The 14,680-nt window shown below is 57.6% G+C and carries 15 protein-coding genes; 5 read left to right on the plus strand and 10 right to left on the minus strand.

Going from position 1 to position 14,680, the window contains the following annotated elements:
* Positions 1 to 73 precede the first annotated feature (73 nt).
* On the plus strand, positions 74 to 1,555 hold the full coding sequence (locus QP400_RS04430; protein ID WP_141740549.1) for an AI-2E family transporter: 1,482 nt from the start codon (positions 74 to 76) through the stop codon (positions 1,553 to 1,555).
* Positions 1,556 to 1,606: 51 nt separating this feature from the next.
* Here QP400_RS04430 and greA read toward each other — a convergent pair whose 3' ends face one another.
* Both greA and trhA read right to left on the minus strand, forming a co-directional pair.
* A complete protein-coding gene (greA, locus tag QP400_RS04435; RefSeq protein WP_004807469.1) occupies positions 1,607 to 2,086 on the minus strand; it encodes a transcription elongation factor GreA in 480 nt (159 codons plus the stop codon).
* A 105-nt stretch (positions 2,087 to 2,191) separates the two neighbouring features.
* A complete protein-coding gene (gene trhA / locus QP400_RS04440; protein ID WP_051004235.1) occupies positions 2,192 to 2,824 on the minus strand; it encodes a PAQR family membrane homeostasis protein TrhA in 633 nt (210 codons plus the stop codon).
* Positions 2,825 to 3,057: 233 nt separating this feature from the next.
* On the opposite strand from trhA, the gene QP400_RS04445 reads away from it, so the two are divergent.
* Complete coding sequence (locus tag QP400_RS04445) at positions 3,058 to 3,816, plus strand: isoprenyl transferase (RefSeq protein WP_004807472.1); 759 nt, start codon at positions 3,058 to 3,060, stop codon at positions 3,814 to 3,816.
* Here the strand turns inward: QP400_RS04445 and QP400_RS04450 are convergent.
* A complete protein-coding gene (locus QP400_RS04450) occupies positions 3,813 to 4,037 on the minus strand; it encodes an exodeoxyribonuclease VII small subunit (RefSeq protein WP_196793463.1) in 225 nt (74 codons plus the stop codon). The two genes, QP400_RS04445 and QP400_RS04450, sit on opposite strands and share 4 nt — an antisense overlap.
* The gene (gene xseA / locus QP400_RS04455; RefSeq protein ID WP_004807475.1) at positions 4,024 to 5,292 is read right to left on the minus strand and encodes an exodeoxyribonuclease VII large subunit; all 1,269 of its coding nucleotides are present in this window, start codon (positions 5,290 to 5,292) and stop codon (positions 4,024 to 4,026) included. The genes QP400_RS04450 and xseA overlap by 14 nt, the downstream gene beginning before the upstream one ends.
* Positions 5,293 to 5,431: 139 nt before the next feature.
* Between xseA and QP400_RS04460 the strand changes: the two genes are divergently transcribed.
* Together QP400_RS04460 and ychF are read left to right on the plus strand one after the other, a co-directional pair.
* Positions 5,432 to 6,439, plus strand: a complete 1,008-nt coding sequence (locus tag QP400_RS04460; protein WP_004807477.1) for a 4-hydroxy-3-methylbut-2-enyl diphosphate reductase — start codon at positions 5,432 to 5,434, stop codon at positions 6,437 to 6,439.
* 52 nt (positions 6,440 to 6,491) lie between these two features.
* Positions 6,492 to 7,577, plus strand: a complete 1,086-nt coding sequence (gene ychF / locus QP400_RS04465) for a redox-regulated ATPase YchF (RefSeq protein ID WP_004807479.1) — start codon at positions 6,492 to 6,494, stop codon at positions 7,575 to 7,577.
* Positions 7,578 to 7,630: 53 nt separating this feature from the next.
* Here ychF and QP400_RS04470 read toward each other — a convergent pair whose 3' ends face one another.
* The 4 genes from QP400_RS04470 to QP400_RS04485 form a co-directional block, all read right to left on the minus strand.
* Complete coding sequence (locus QP400_RS04470; protein WP_048706832.1) at positions 7,631 to 8,275, minus strand: MOSC domain-containing protein; 645 nt, start codon at positions 8,273 to 8,275, stop codon at positions 7,631 to 7,633.
* A 112-nt stretch (positions 8,276 to 8,387) separates the two neighbouring features.
* Positions 8,388 to 8,834: a PACE efflux transporter gene (locus QP400_RS04475; protein WP_004807485.1), complete on the minus strand. Its 447-nt coding sequence runs from the start codon at positions 8,832 to 8,834 to the stop codon at positions 8,388 to 8,390.
* Positions 8,835 to 8,936: 102 nt separating this feature from the next.
* Positions 8,937 to 9,470 (minus strand): type 1 glutamine amidotransferase domain-containing protein, encoded by a 534-nt coding sequence (locus tag QP400_RS04480; RefSeq protein WP_004807486.1) that lies wholly within the window; start codon positions 9,468 to 9,470, stop codon positions 8,937 to 8,939.
* Positions 9,471 to 9,528: 58 nt separating this feature from the next.
* Complete coding sequence (locus QP400_RS04485; protein ID WP_004807488.1) at positions 9,529 to 10,533, minus strand: amidohydrolase family protein; 1,005 nt, start codon at positions 10,531 to 10,533, stop codon at positions 9,529 to 9,531.
* 88 nt (positions 10,534 to 10,621) lie between these two features.
* Here QP400_RS04485 and QP400_RS04490 point away from each other — a divergent pair, with 88 nt between their 5' ends.
* Positions 10,622 to 12,646, plus strand: a complete 2,025-nt coding sequence (locus tag QP400_RS04490) for a Na+/H+ antiporter (RefSeq protein ID WP_004807489.1) — start codon at positions 10,622 to 10,624, stop codon at positions 12,644 to 12,646.
* On the opposite strand, the gene QP400_RS04495 is transcribed toward QP400_RS04490, so the two are convergent.
* The gene (locus tag QP400_RS04495) at positions 12,643 to 13,761 is read right to left on the minus strand and encodes a glycosyltransferase (protein WP_004807492.1); all 1,119 of its coding nucleotides are present in this window, start codon (positions 13,759 to 13,761) and stop codon (positions 12,643 to 12,645) included. The genes QP400_RS04490 and QP400_RS04495 overlap by 4 nt on opposite strands.
* Positions 13,762 to 14,427, minus strand: a complete 666-nt coding sequence (locus QP400_RS04500) for a glycosyltransferase family protein (RefSeq protein WP_231288197.1) — start codon at positions 14,425 to 14,427, stop codon at positions 13,762 to 13,764.
* Positions 14,428 to 14,680 lie beyond the last annotated feature (253 nt).

The following is a 14,680-nucleotide window of genomic DNA, read 5'->3' on the forward strand; positions in this document are numbered from 1 at the left end:
GAGTATTCAGGCACTATTTTAGGGTAGATGTTCTATAGCCGATAAGGTTGATCCAGAACTCGAACAAGGAAGAATGATGGCTACAGAGGAAAGTAAACGTGTCCCGGATTTTGCCGGTGCGGTTAGACGAGCATTAGACAAGATCAAGGATGCTCGCCAGGATAAGCAGACAACAAGGTGGAAGCCGCGCAAGCATGTGGCGGAGGCGCCCGTCGAACTCGAGGACGCAGCCCAGGCTGTGTCGCCAACGTTGCGGGTGGTAGCCGCATGGTCTTGGCGGTTGCTGCTGGTTGGCATCGCTACTGCAGCTGTGCTTTGGCTGCTATCGAAACTGACTGTGGTGGTTATTCCGCTGTTGATTGCGCTGCTGCTAACGGTACTGCTCGAACCGATTGTGAGGCTGTTCCCGGCGACGCCGCTATGGCGCACGGTGGGTACGGTAGTAGCCCTCTTAGTTGGACTGGGCCTGGTAGGTGGTCTGCTTTATCTATCTTCTAGCCAAATTGTGGCCAATATCGGTCCTCTCGCCGCTAAAGCTAGAGGTGGCCTGGATGACGCAGTAGATTGGATTGCGAATGGCCCGCTGAAACTGGATCAGGGGCAGATAGAAGAGTATGTGCGCAAGATGCAAAACGAGATCGGTTCGTTTGTGCAGTCTAATGGTTCGCGTATTGCCTCCGGGGCGCTCGCTATCACCTCTTCCATTACCAATATTGTTACCTCGGCTTTAATGGTGCTGTTCTGCGTGTTCTTCTTCCTAAAGGACGGCCGGAAGATCTGGCAGTTCTTTGTTCGGTGCATGCCGAAGGCTGCTCGTAACCCCGCGAACGAGGCCTCGATCCGCGGTTGGGTAACTATTTCTTCTTACGCCCGTGCCCAGATGGAAGTTGCTGCGATCGACGCGGTCGGCATCGGCATCTCGGCGGCGGTGCTTGGGGTTCCGCTTGCCCTGCCCATTGCGGTGCTCGTGTTCTTGGGCGCGTTCATTCCGATTGTTGGTGCTATTGCCACGGGCGCCATTGCCGTGTTGGTCGCGCTGGTGGACCAGGGCCTAACAGTTGCATTGCTTATGTTGGTCGCCATTTTGGTAGTGCAGCAGATCGAATCGAACTTGTTGCAGCCCCTGCTTATGTCGAACGCGGTCTCGCTGCACCCGCTCGCGGTGTTATTGGCTGTTGCTGCAGGCGGGTTCACCATGGGGATCGCTGGAGCCATGTTCTCGGTTCCGCTCATGGCGTTTGTCAACACCGTGGTCATGTACCTGCACGGCTACGATCCGTTCCTGCGGTTGGTCTACGACCCGAAGCGACCTGGGGGAGCTCCCGGCACGCTGGATGAGGAAATTGCCAGGTCGCTAGAGCCGAAGGCTAATAACTTGAAGCAGGCGGCCGAAGCGCGCAATAAGTACCAAGGCGGCCCAGGTGCGCCCAAGGACGTAGATATAGAGGTCGTGGCCGCTGCGGAAGCCCAAAAGGCAGTTGGCGAGGACGATGAGGCTAGCATCACCCAGCGCGCTCAGGTTGAGCAGGCTGTGCGCAGCCAGCTAGACGATTAGCTTAAAATCTGTGGGGGCAGCAATCGCCGCCCCCACAAATTTATATACGCCTTAGGCAGTGTACGGCTTTACTTCTCCAATCTGGACTTTGATGTCCTTGCCGTTAGGAGCCGTGTAGGTTACGGTTTCGCCGCTCTTGTGCCCCATGAGGGCCTTGCCGATGGGTGCATCAGGAGAGAATACCTCGATTCCGAGGCCTTCAGAGGCTTCGCGGGTACCTAGCAGGAATTTGATGTCGCGTCCTGCCATCTTCACGTTCACGATCATGCCGGGTTCTACGATCCCGTCGTCGGCAGGGGTTTCTCCGACTTCGGCGTTTTCGAGCAGTTCTTCAAGTTGGGCGATGCGCGTTTCGTTCATTGACTGCGCTTCGCGGGCTGCGTGGTATCCGCCGTTTTCTTTCAGGTCGCCCTCTTGGCGAGCCAGGTCAATGCGCCTGACGATATCTGGACGCTGCACGTCGCGGCGATCGTTCAGCTCCTCGACGAGCTTGTCATAAGCTTCCTTCGTAAGCCAGGTAGTGTCTGCCATAGCATCCTCCATTACTAAAACATGGTGCCCGGGATGGCCCGGGCACATATGCCGCCTAGAATACCAGCTTCGCCACCCCAGCTACAGTTAGGGGCGGCAAAGTCACTAACCTAATAGCGCAAAATAGGCGGCAATGCAGTGGCATACCCAACCGGCCAGGGTGAAGGCGTGGAATAGTTCGTGGAAGCCAAAGTAGCGGGGCGAGAAGTCGGGCCACTTGAAGCCGTAGACGATTGCGCCGATCGTGTAACAGATGCCACCGGCTGCTAGTAGCCAGGTGAATGCTAGCCCGCCGAAGTGGGCTAGTTCTGGTAGGTACCAGACGGCCACCCAGCCCAACACCACGTAGATAGGGGTGTAAACCCAGCGAGGGGCAGAGGGCCACAGCCATTGCAGTGCAATACCTGCCCCTGCTCCAATCCATACAACTAGTAGCAGCACTAGGATGTCGTGGGTTGGCAGCACCCCAACCGCCATTGGTGTGTAGGTGCCTGCTATCAGCAGGAAGATGTTTGAGTGATCCCAGTTCCGCAAGAACTTATCTGCCAGGCGCCCCCAGTAATGGCGGTGGTAGAAACCGGATATACCGAACAGCATGAGCGAGGTAAGCAGGAATACCGAGGCTGCGGCGCGCCCTGCCACTGTGGGGGTGAGGACGATGAGTACCAGTAGCGCAGCCATTGAAACTGGGGTGGCTACCGTGTGGAACCAACCTCGCAGCAGAGGCTTTTTCACCACGGATTCTAGATGCCGCGGATCTAACCGGTGCCATGAAGAACGTTCGCTCGCGTGCAAGGGGCCCCCTAACCGTACGTGTCCGTAACTTATGTTAGCGTAGGTTTAATGCTTTGGCCAGAATGAAAAGGCTCGTGCCACTAACAACATTTGTTACCAATCGCAAAATGTCTGCCAGATAAGTTTTACTGCAGACAAGGCCCGGCATGTGCATTACATTATTTAGAGGAGGTGCCATGGCCTACAACGTTTTATATGAGGTATACGAACGGCGACTAGTCGGCGAGATCGATACCGCCAACATGCCCCGCCACATAGGTGTCATTCTTGATGGCAACCGGCGTTGGGCAAAATCTGTTGGTATTGAAGCCAGTGCCGGTCACAGGCGAGGCGCCTCGAAGATTGAAGAATTCCTTGGTTGGGCGGACGAAGTAGGCACTGAGGTAGTTACCTTGTGGATGCTTTCTACTGACAACCTAAAACGCGACCCGGAAGAACTGGCAGCTCTTTTCGAGATCATCGCTGACGCGGTGGAGCACATTGCCCAGGTCGGCAAATGGCAGATTCGCGTAGTAGGAGCGAAAGACGTACTCCCAGAGAAATTTGCTGCCCGCCTACGTGCCACCGAAGCACAGACCGCCAGCTGCAGAGGGATGCAGGTAAATGTTGCCATAGGCTACGGGGGCCGCGAAGAGATAGCCGACGCTGTGCGGGCAATCCTCCGCGAACAAGCCCAAGCAGGCAAGAGCTTAGAAGAGGTAGCTGACGGCCTCACCGTGCGCGACATTACCGAGCACTTGTACACCAAGGGACAACCGGATCCTGACCTGGTCATCCGCACCTCAGGCGAACAGCGGCTATCAGGTTTTCTGCTGTGGCAAAGTGCCCATTCAGAATTCTATTTCTGCGAAGCTTACTGGCCCGATTTTCGCCGCGTCGACTTCCTGCGTGCCCTGCGCGATTACTCCCAACGCGAGCGGCGCCTGGGACGCTAATCCTGCGGCTGTTGCGGAGCAGCCGCGTCTAGCCGCTGCTTGGCCGAATCCAAGAAGGCCTGGCAGTGCTTTGCCAGCTCCTCGCCTCGTTCCCACATCTTGAGGGCGTCCTCGAGCGGCACCTGCCCGCCCTCAAGCTGACGAACAGTGGCCACCAGCTGATCGCGGGCCTGTTCGTAGCTTAGTTCCTGAACCGGGGGTAGATTGTCAGTCATTTTCATCCTTCTTTGTTGGCAAAGTGGCGCCCACAACCTGGGTTACCATCCGGCCTTCTGCTAGTAGGCCTTCAAGTAGATCGCCCTTCTTAATCTGGCTGGCGGAGGTAATAATTTGCCCGCTGGGACCTCGCAACACGCTGAAGCCGCGTTCCAAGATTCCCTGCGGCGAAAGTGCCCTAAGAGTTTGGCGGGCGCTATCTACCTGACCCTGCGCCATATCCACTAGGGAGCGGGTGCGCAGCCGCAGGCGCTCGCGGGCGCCACTGAGCCTTTCGGCCTCGACATCGAACATGGCCGAGGGGCGAGACATGACGGGGCGGGCGCGCAGATTCGAAAGGCCGGTGAGCTCAGTGTTGATGCGCTGGCGCAGCAGGTGCTGCATCCGCGTGCGCGCATCGGTGAGCAAGACTTCCTGCTCGGCCACATCGGGCACAATCTTGCGGGCAGCATCTGTGGGGGTGGAGGCGCGGTAATCCGAAACCAGATCCAGTAGGGGAGCATCGGTTTCGTGGCCGATAGCTGAAACCAAGGGGGTAGTAGCATCCGCTGCTGCTCGCACTATTGCCTCGTCGCTGAACGGCAATAGGTCTTCTACCGACCCGCCGCCGCGTGCAATCACTATCACGTCTACTTGGGCAAGCTGATCCAATTCTGCGAGGGCGGCAGCCACCTCGGGAACGCAGCGTTTGCCCTGGACTGCTACCTCGCGGATCTCGAAACGCGTGGAAGGCCAGCGGGCCTGCGCATTTACTATCACGTCGTGTTTTGCTTTTGCATTGCGCCCGCAAATCAACCCCACGACGCGGGGGAGGAATGGCAGTGGCTTTTTGCGTTCGGATGCAAATAATCCCTCTGCCGCTAGTCGTTTGCGCAGCATTTCAATCTGCGCCAGTAGATCGCCCAAGCCGGAAGTGTGAATGTCGTGGGCGAATAGTGACAGCGAGCCATTGACCTCGTAGTAATCCGGCTTCGCGTTGACTACAACGCGGGCGCCCTCGTCAAAACCGGGACCTGCCTTGTCTACTACTCCGGCGAACGCCTTCACTGTCATCGACACGTTCTGGTGAAGATCGCGGATGGTGAAGAACGCCATGCGGGTGCCGGGGCGGCGCTTGTATTCGACTACCTGCCCCTCGACCCAAAGGGCGGACATGCGGTCGACATATTTCTTGATGTTGGTCGACAGTAACGCCAGCGGCCACGGGTTATCGCGGGTAGTAAGAGAGGCTCGCGGAGCCAAGTTCGAATTCGCGTTCACCCCCTAAGCTTTACATATTTTGCGCGAAGGCTGTTTTATATCCACAGCTTTGCCGCCGGCTTGGGGCGCAAGGCTAGCCCAAAGCGAAATATTTCTCACGAACGGGGCGGGAACAATAAAGAGTAGGTACATTAGGGGCGTGAGCGAAAAGAAGAAGATCCTGCTGGCCGCACCTCGCGGCTACTGCGCCGGGGTAGACCGGGCGGTAGACGCTGTCGAAAAAGCTCTGGAACTTTATGGGGCTCCCATATACGTTCGCAAAGAGATCGTGCACAACAAGTATGTCGTCGAAACCCTAAGCAAGCGGGGAGCAATCTTCGTTTCAGAAACAGACGAGGTACCTGCCGGCGCTCGCGTGGTCTTTTCTGCTCACGGGGTGTCCCCTGCAGTACACGCATCGGCCGAGGCACGGCAGTTGCAAACCATCGATGCCACCTGTCCGCTAGTTACCAAGGTGCACCGGCAGGCGGTCCGCTTCGCGAAGGACGATTACGACATTGTGCTCGTAGGCCACGAAGGCCACGAAGAGGTCGAAGGTACCCAGGGGGAGGCCCCCGACCACATCCAGGTCATCGACGGGCCAGACGAGATTGACCAGTTGCAAGTGCGCGACCCCGACAAGGTCGTGTGGCTATCTCAGACCACCCTGTCGGTAGACGAAACTAAAGCGACCGTAGAAAAACTGAGGGAAAAGTTCCCGAATCTAATCGACCCGCCCTCGGGCGACATTTGCTATGCCACCCAGAACCGCCAGGGCGCGGTAAAACAGATTGGCAAGCAGGCTGACGTCATGATCGTGGTGGGGTCTGCCAACTCCTCAAACTCAGTGCGCTTAGTAGAGGTCGCCCTCGAAGCGGGCGCCGGGGCTGCCCATCGCATCGACAAGGCGGATGAACTGCAAGAAGAATGGTTCGAGGGCGCCACCACAGTGGGGCTTACCTCCGGGGCATCTGTGCCGGACATCCTGGTTCGAGACGTAATTACGTGGCTAGGCCAGCGCGGCTTCGACACGGTAGAAAAGGTGCGCACGGTAGAAGAATCCGTTACCTTCTCGCTGCCGAAGAACCTTCGGGCCGACCTGATGCAGGCGGGCAAGCTAGACCCGAAAGACCGCAAACGCAGGCCGGGCCCAGATCACACCTGCTAACAGAACATCCCTACAGATTTGGTTAGTACTGCCAAGCAGCTAGACTGTATGCGTGGCTTTGACAATTGGTATCGCAGGACTGCCCAACGTAGGCAAATCGACTCTGTTCAACGCACTTACCCGCGCGACCGTACTGGCAGCGAACTACCCGTTCGCCACCATTGAACCGAACGTGGGGGTCGTGCCCCTACCAGATTCGCGGCTAAACGAGCTGGCCAAGCTGTACGATTCTCAGAAGATCGTGCCCGCCACCGTATCTTTCGTGGACATTGCGGGGATTGTGCGTGGCGCTTCCGAGGGAGAAGGGCTGGGCAACCAGTTCCTTGCGAACATTCGCGAAGCCGATGCTATCTGCCAGGTGACCCGCGCATTCGAAGACCCTGACGTGGTGCACGTGGACGGCAAGGTCGATCCGGCCTCGGACATCGATACGATCACCACCGAATTGGTGTTGGCAGACTTGCAGACGCTGGAAAAGATGATTCCGCGTCTGGAAAAGGAAGTGCGCGGCAAGAAGACCGAGCAGGTAGTGCTCGACACCGCGCTGGAAGCACAGAAGATCCTCGAGGACGGCAAGACCATCTCTTCCGTGTCGGGCGATCGCGACCTGGATCCGGACGTGCTGAAGTCCTTCCAGCTGATGACTTCCAAGCCGTTCATCTATGTGTTCAACATGGACAGCGCCGGCATGGAGGATAAAGACAAGCAGGCCGAGCTAGCCAAGATTGTGGCCCCCGCTGAAGCAGTGTTCCTTGACGCTGGGTTCGAGGCCGAATTGGTTGAGCTTGACGAGGACGAGGCCCGCGAGATGCTGCAGGAAGCAGGCCAGGAGGAATCCGGCCTGGACAAGCTGGCCCGCGTTGGCTTTGACACTCTTGGGCTGCAGACCTTCCTTACTGCCGGAGAGAAGGAGTCGCGGGCGTGGACTATCCACAAGGGTGATACTGCCCCGCAGGCGGCAGGCGTAATTCACACCGACTTTGAACGCGGGTTCATTAAGGCAGAGATCATCAGCTACGACGAACTGATGGAATACGGTTCCATGCACGAGGCGCGCGAACACGGCAAGGTGCGCATGGAAGGCAAGGACTACGTCATGCAGGATGGCGACATCGTAGACTTCAAGTTCAACGTCTAAGATTTTTTACCGGTGGGCGCGGGCAGTTTTTCCTGCTCGCGCCCTAAGTTTATCTAGCCCAGCAGTTTTACCAGCTTATTGTGGTGGTGTGCTGGCAGGCAGGCGGCGGCAACCACTTTCGCTGCGGCCTCTTTGTTGCCCATTTTTGCTGCGAATGCTTGCCCCATTGTAATGCCATGGGTAGGGGAGGGCTCGAAATGGATCTGATCTCCGGGGCAGATTGTGCCCGCCGTTAGGACACGGAAGTAGCAGCCACAGTCGCCGCGTTCGGTAAAGGTTTTCACCCAGCCGCGCTCGTTGAGCCATACCGCGAAAGTGCGGCAGGGCGTGCGCGGCACCGACACCTGCAAAAGGGCGGATCCCACCCGCAGTTTTTGGTTGATTATCGCGCGGGCCCAGCAGATGCCTTCGGTGGTCAGGTTTTCCCCGAAGTATCCGTCGGGCAGCGTCCGGCCGAGGCGCCTTCCCCAAAAGTCCAACTCTTCGCGCGCGTAGGCGTAGACAGCTTTATCGGCGCCGCCATGATGCTTGTCATCGCCAATAAAATCGCCGGTAACTCCGGAACCATCCCCGTAATTTGGGCCGGGCGCAAACACGTCTATGCTCTGGCGCGGTAGCTTCTCGATTCCGGTGCGGGAACCCTTCCTTGCGGGATTGTCATGAGGGCGGGCAACACAGGTAGACAGGACAATTGGCATGGTTCAAGCCTACCTGCCCTGGTTCCGGCCCCTTTGAGTGGGAGCAGATTTGTACGCCGCCGCGCTGCCGAGGGCGCCGCTCTTTTTCCGCCTGCCGGTGGCGCTAAGGGGTTCAGTGAATACTTGCGGAGGCTTTCTGTTCCACCGGCGGGGCACACACGTAGTGGTCGAATACCCAAGAGAAGGCGTAGGTGTAGAACAGGAAGAAGACTAGTTGTCCGGCCTCTAAGGCCAGAGCCGTTAGCAGGGAAACGTTCAGTATCCAGGCCTCGATGGGGGTAAGCCACAGTGCCAGTCCGCCCTCGAAACCTATGGCCTGGACCGCGCGGCGCAGGGGGGTGCGCGGGCCGGCATCTGTACGCTCTTCCCACGTTTCTAAAAGCAGATTCCACAGGAAATTCCAGATGACTGCTACGGTCGAAGAAATGACGCCCATCAGTAAGGAGCCGGAGGCGCCGAAGTTGAAAACTAAAAGGAAGGCGGCAGTTGCAAAGACGGCTATGACCTCGTAACTGAGCGAATAAACGATTCGTCGCCGTCTTGGAGTTAGGTTGAGCATTTGCCCCCTTCCACCTGTCACGATACTTACCTGGACCTTCGCTGGGCAAATTACAAAAAGGTGGCTGGGGAATTTCTCCCCAGCCACCGGAAAAACGATTGCTCAGTGCTTGCCCTCGGCAAACTCTTCTACCAGCTTGGCGTTGAAAGCGGGCAGATCATCTGGAGTCCTGGAGGAAACTAGACCCTGGTCGCAGACCACCTCCTGGTCAGTCCAAATGGCACCTGCGTTGATCAGGTCGGTCTTTAGAGACGGGTAGGAGGTGAGAGTGCGCTCTTCTAGCACTTCGGCATCGGTCAGGATCCACGCGCCGTGGCAGATAGCTCCGAGCGGCATGCCGGCCTCGACGTGCTTCTTCACAATTGTGACGGCGGCTTCGTCCATGCGAATGTGGTCGGCGTTAGTGGTGCCGCCGGGCAGAATAATGCCGTCGAAGCTTGCTTCCACCGAGTCTGCGGTGGTGGCGTCCACGTCTACCTTGGTGCCCTTCTTGCCTTCGATCTGGCCCGCTTCGGGAGCTAGAACGACAACCTCGGCGCCGGCCTCTTTTACGGCCTGTGCGGGGGAGGTCAGCTCGGAATCTTCAAAACCGTCAGTAGCGATGACGGCGATCTTCTTTCCAGTCAGTTCACTCATGTCGATCCTTTCTAAGGCTCGTCTATAACGCTAACAAGATGCCCGGACCGCTTCTAGGTCACAGTCCCAAAAGCGTCTCGGCGTTGCGGTGGGCAATCTTTTCCCGATCGCCCTCATTGAGGTCCGCCTCATCGAGGAAAGTGCGAATGTTCTTGCACTTGATGTAGGGGATGTCTTCGCTCCACAGAATGTGGTCGGCACCTACTTGGGCAATAGCCAGATTTAGTTGCGCAGGCGTCAGTATTCCCGAGGGCGTAATCCACACTTGCTCGCGGTAGGTCTGCGAGAAGGGGCGCTCTAGGTAGGTGGCAGCAATCCCGATCTGGTCGTCGAACCGCTCCAGGTAGGCGGGAAGGGTTTCGCCCCAGTGCCCCGAGAGGATCCTGAGGTTAGGCAGTTCGTCAAACACGCCGGCGGCGATAAGGCGCAGTACCTGTACCCCCGCGTCCACGTGCCAGCCAAAGCCGGAAGAGGCAAGCATGTAGTCGACCTTGGCGGGCCAGGTGCCGCCCGAATAGTAGGCGTTCGCCACCGAATCCATGATCGGGCCGGGGTGAATGTACAGGGGGACGTTCAGCTCCGCGTGTGCCTTCAAGATGGGCCTAAATCGCGGGTGATCTAAGAACAGGTCCTGGTAGCGCCCTAATACTAGGGAACCGTGGAATCCCAGTTCGCTAACGCAGCGGTGCAATTCGTCTACTGCGGCCGCGGGATCGATAAGAGGCAGCGTGGCAAAACCTGCAAACCGGTCGGGTACCTCGCTGATCATCTTTGCAAGCCGGTCGTTTACCTCCTTACACATGTCCACTGCGGCGGGGTGGGCTAGCTGGCCGGGAGAGCCGTGCCCGTGCGAGACGACTTGGACGTCCACGCCCTCTTCATCCATCAGTTCTAGACGGCGGCCGGTCAGCGAATCCCAGCCTTGCACACCCTCGAAATAGCCGCCAAGGAATTCTTGCAGTTCCGGGTCCATCCGCTTGGGACGGGCAGGATCCAACTCGCGTACCTTGGCGAAGATGTCCTCGTAAGTGATGTGTTCTTCGACGGTGATCAGCTTGTCCATGATTCTCCTAACGCTGCTCCATTCCATCCTAGAGTGAATGTGCCGTCCTGTCTGAGTAGAATCTGGGTGGCTACCTGGAAGGAACAACGTGCAGACTCTCCATTTCGTTATCCTGCTCGCAACCATCGTGTTGCTATCGTCCGTGTTCGATCAGTTCCTGCCCCGACTAGCTTTGCCGCTAGTACAGATCGTCCTAGGCGCAGTGGGGGCACTTTTCCTTTCCCAACCGCTTAGCTTGGGGCTGGACCCCGACCTGTTCTTGGTCCTGTTTATTGCGCCGCTACTATTCGACGAATCGAAGCATGTTTCGAAAAGGGCTTTAGCAAAGAACATGGGCGGCATCTTGTCACTTGCGATCGCCCTGGTCTTCGCCTCCGTACTGGCGGTGGGATTCCTGCTGCACTGGGCCTCGCCCTCGGTCCCCTTGGCGGCAGCCTTCGCGTTGGGGGCCGCGCTTGGGCCCACCGATGCGGTTGCCACCTCGGCGCTGTCTCCCTCAGTGGCACTGGACGAAAGGCAGAACGCGCTCCTTTCGGGCGAGGCACTGATCAACGACGCCTCTGGAATCGTGTCTTTCCAATTCGCGGTGGCCGCCGCGGTAACCGGTCTCTTTTCGGTGGCGGACGCCTCTAGCGCCTTCGCGAAGACTTTCCTAGGCGGGTTGGGAATCGGCATAGTGCTGGGAATTGTCTCGCTGATCCTATTGGGGATAGTCCGTCTGATCGGGCTTGAATCTACCGTTTTCCACGTGACCTTCGAACTGCTCAGCCCCTTCGTGATCTACCTGCTGGCCGAATCTTTGCACGTGAGCGGCATCCTGGCGGTAGTTGCCGCAGGGCTTACCACCACGTTATTCACCCCGCGGGTAGGCACCTCTTACTCCGCCAGGGTTAGGCTGGTGTCGTCCTCGGTGTGGGAAGTGCTCACTTTCGTGCTGAACGGGGTTGTGTTCGTCTTGCTGGGCACCCAATTCCCCTCGGTCATGCGTAGTTCATGGCGCCGCGAAGGAAGTGGCCTGACCATGGTGGGGCTCGTCTTCTTGTTGTCCTTCGCCCTCATCGTCCTGCGTTTCGTGTGGATTTACGTGATGGAAGCACTCCGAGGGCGAACATGGCGCGTTCCGCTGCGCAAGGCTGCCACCACAACGCTTGCAGGCCCTAAGGGGGCCGTGACGCTGTCGATCATGTTCACGCTGCCCCAAATGGCCTCTAACGCCAAACCGTTTCCGGCTAGGGACGAACTAATCTTTCTAGCCTCTGGGATCATTCTGGTTACCTTGCTGCTAGCGAATTTTCTGCTACCGGTGCTGTCCCCGAAGAAGGGGGATGCGAAAGAAGAATCGCGAATGCGCTGGGGAGAGGCGGAAGTGCTTCGCCGCACCATCAGTGCGTTGCGCAGTAGGCACGGCACCTCTGCGCCCCTCGCTGTTGCGGCGCTGACCAGGCGGTACAATCGCGAAATTAGGGAATTGGAAGAGGCCGGCACCTACGCCGAGCAGATTCGCCAGGCCCGGCTCCAAGTTGTCACTGGCCAGCTGAATCATGCCGCCGCCTTGCGGGAAGAAGAAAAGATCACCGAAGCAACATTTAGGCAGTTGCAGATGATCCTGTCGCGCACGAAGGAAGGGCTAATTCGCCGGGGCAAAACAAAACGCAGGCTGCTAAAAACGCTGCCGCGCCTGTTCCAGCGTTTGCTACTTGGCTTCCAGCGGCGAAACCGCGCCGGAAGTGAGCAGATAGATCCGCATCAAATCCTGGCTGCCCGGGTATTGCTGGAAAAGAAAACTCTGGCTGAACTGGCCGAGCGCAAAGCTAACGGGGACGAGGCCGCAGCCCACCTGGTAGGGGAACATCAAGAACTGGCAGACCTGCTCAGGGAACGCCTAGAGGCATACCAGATGCGTACGCAGCGCCGGCCGATGGACGGAGACCGCACAAAGCAAAAGCAGGAGCTGTCGGCTTCGATGGAAGCTTTAGAAGCAGAGGCCCTGCGGCTGCGCCTGGGCTACGTCGGGGAGCTGCGCGAGGAAGGCCGCATCACCGACCAAATAGCAAATGCCTTGCGTGATGACGTGTACCTGCTGCAGATGAACCTTTCAGGGGCAACTCTCTAGTTTGCAGTAAGGGCCTGGTAGATCTCTTCGAGCTGCGCGCACGAACGGGCGAGGCTGCGTTCTTTTACTACGAAGTTCCGCCCTCGGGTGCCCATGTCTGCCCGCTCGGCAGCGCTCATAGACAGCAGCACCCGTAGCTGCGCTGCCATGTCAGAAGCGTTGCCCCGTTGCGCGGTGAGGCCTGTTTCGCCATCTACCAGCATCTCTGGGGCACCCCCGGATCGGTTCACAAGTACGGGAGTAGCGCAGGCTTGCGCCTCCAGCGTCACTAGTCCTGCTGCTTCCTCCCGATTACCATTCTTTTCGGTTGCGAGGACGAAAATATCTGCCGCCCGCATGGCCTCGCGCACGCCGAGGCGACTCTGGCTGCCCAGGTAGTGCACTTGGGGGTGAGAACGGGCAAAGTCCTTCACGAAGCCAACCAGTGGGCCGGCCCCCACCAGCTGTAATTGGTGGGGGAATTCGTCCTCGATAAGTGCCGATGCCGCAAGTAGGCGGGGGATGCCTTTTGCCTCGCTGATGGCGCCCACGTGCAAAATAGTGGGAACTTCATTTTCAACAGGTTGTGAGGGCGGGGTGAAGAAATCCGTGTTGATGCCCTGGTAGTGGACGTGAATCTTCTTCTTTTTCACGCCGGCCTGGGCAGCCTTGTCAGCTAGGAACTTACTGACCGGCAATACCTTAGCGGCAGTGGAAGTGGCCGTATCGAAGTTCAGGTGGTGCCACCTTTGCATAAGGGTGCTAGGTGGGGCTAACCGCAGGAAAACATCAAAACCGTGCAGGGTTACCACCATAGGGATGCCAGACTTCCGGGCGGCTCTGGCAGCAGGCCGAGACCACACCCCGAAGTGCTGGTGGATGATATCTGGGTGCCACCTTCGAATCATGTTGGAAAGATGAGGCAAAAAGGCGGGCTCTAAATATTCGCGCATTCGGAAAGGAAGACGCCCACCTATCGATGGAACAGCCGCCTTGAATGGGATAGAAATCGAAGCGTCGTGTTTTTCGAGTACCAACCCAAATAGAGCAGCATCATTGTCCATCAACTCCGCGTGCTGGACAGTGAAGTAAGTCGGAGGGCACTTACTGATGCCCACGGTGTAGGCGACGCGCATCTACTTACTCTTCCCGGTTAGCGTATCGGCTACCGTGCGAGCCCGGTCAGCCCAGGTATTTACCTTCGCAGCCGAGACCGCGTTGGCTGCCTTGGCTTGAACCTCGGCACGATTACCCTGCAACCGCCGCAAAGTAGCGGCAATAGCCTCCGCCGTGTACGGGACAACCCAGCCGGCATTAAAACTACTAACTATCCGGGCAGCTTCGGTTCCCTCCGTCACCAGGATCGGTCGGCCCCTGGAAAGGTACTCGAAGAGCTTTAGAGGCACTGCGAAGCGGCGATAGTCCGAAGGCTCAACCGCCAACACTCCAATGTGGCTTTGTGCGTAAAGATCATCTAGCTCGTTGGCGTTTAGGTGATATGGATGAATTTGGGGCGACTGGAAGGTGGGGTAGGAAGCTATGGCTTCGTCCCATTGCTTCTTTCTGGTGACAAGATTTACCCGAATTTGCGGTATCGACCTTGCCGCATCTATGAATGCATTCAGCTTGTAGTGTGCGCCGATACCGCCTACATAGAAGAGTGTCAGAGCGGAGTCTGGCAACGGTAAGACTTGGTTGGAGTCCCCGGCCGGAGGCAGCGCGGAATAGCTAGTTTTTTCCGGCAGATCCAGGTACTCCGCCATTTGCTCTGAGGGCAGGAAGAAATGCGTGTGTGCTTTCAAGTACCCTTTCATGTCTAGCTTGTGGAAGGTAGGGGATAGCCGGGCGAGCAGGCCGTTTTTTTCTGATGAGAATTTCCAATAAATATCTCGATAAAACATTCCGACCGGGATTTTCGAGTTATTGGCCATCCGCATTATGCGGGTGTCCAATGTGGGGGCGAAGCCGTCCCGAATCGTTGTGGAAAAAACATTCGGTTGTGTAGAATTTTCGCTATATAAAAAGTCCGGCTTTTTTCCTGATCTCAATAGCTCC

The organism is Winkia sp. UMB3158, assembly GCF_030217145.1.
GTDB classification, from domain to species: Bacteria; Actinomycetota; Actinomycetes; order Actinomycetales; family Actinomycetaceae; genus Winkia; species Winkia anitrata.